1 protein-coding gene and 2 pseudogenes are annotated in these 1,013 nt (G+C 45.2%); all 3 read left to right on the top strand.

Features of this window, described 5'->3' with window-relative positions; genetic code table 11:
- On the top strand, positions 1-208 hold a 208-nt coding region (locus tag L5M10_RS23885), incomplete at its 5' end, for a transposase domain-containing protein (RefSeq protein ID WP_263197534.1).
- A gap of 42 nt (positions 209-250) precedes the next feature.
- Positions 251-835, top strand: a pseudogene (locus L5M10_RS23880) (ornithine decarboxylase); the annotation flags it as partial.
- Between the two features lie 38 nt (positions 836-873).
- A pseudogene (locus L5M10_RS23875) lies at positions 874-1,013 on the top strand (IS4 family transposase); the annotation flags it as partial.

Genomic DNA, 1,013 nt, shown 5'->3' with positions numbered 1-1,013 from the left:
GCGCGCCATCAAACCGTTCGTGATTGGTCGCAAGGCGTGGTTGTTCGCCAATACCAAGACGGGAGCACAAGCCAGTGCGGCACTGTACAGCCTGGTCGAGACCTCAAAAATCAACGGACTGGAGCCGTATGATTACCTATGCCGCTTATTAACCGAGCTACCCAAAGCCAACACCCAAGAGAAACTACAGCAACTCCTGCCTTACTGATCACCAGCCACACCGCAAGGTGTGGTTGGCGTTACGCTTACTATTATTCCAGAGAAGTGCGACTTGAATTCGATTTTATTCCTGATGACACCTGCGGAAGATATGGCCAAGATGCAACATCTGGTATCACAAATATCTCGTTTCGAGAAATTAGTCGATGAAGATGCGCCATTATCTGAAGTATTACCTAACGTTTATAACGCCAATAAAGCCCGTTATAAAGACTATTCTATCCGTCAACTCTGCCAAGAAATGCACAATCTTTATGTCAGCCATGACGTAAAACAACTGCAGAAAGAAATGTTCCGTAAAGCACATTTCCCTACAAAAGTGATGGACCCGCAGGAAGCAAACCTAGAGTTTATTCGTGGCAAAGTAGAATTAGTCCCACTCTCGCAAATTGAAGGAAGAATTGCAGCAGAAGGCGCGCTCCCTTACCCACCAGGCGTGTTATGTATGGTGCCAGGTGAAATATGGGGCGGTTCTGTTCAACGTTATTTCCTTGCCCTTGAAGAAGGCATCAACCTATTACCTGGATTCTCACCAGAACTGCAAGGTGCTGAAGAATCCCCTGATGATTTACAAATAAATCATCAAATTAGGGTGGAAGCGCATCTTGTTGCATGATCAAATGGTTTCGCTAAAAACTACACTTGGACAACAAGATGCGCGAAGCCAATATCCTACAACATTCTTTACACCAATACTGCCCAGAACTTCACCTAAAACGATTAAACAGCTTGATGCTGGCCTCTAAGGCACTGATTGAATGTAAGACACTGACCTTGACTGAGTTAGGTCGAAA

This window comes from Shewanella sp. SM32, assembly GCF_025654235.1.
Taxonomy (GTDB): Bacteria; Pseudomonadota; Gammaproteobacteria; order Enterobacterales; family Shewanellaceae; genus Shewanella; species Shewanella oncorhynchi.
Note: the sequence above shows the minus strand (reverse complement) of the source record. Positions and strands in the feature narration are given on the sequence as shown.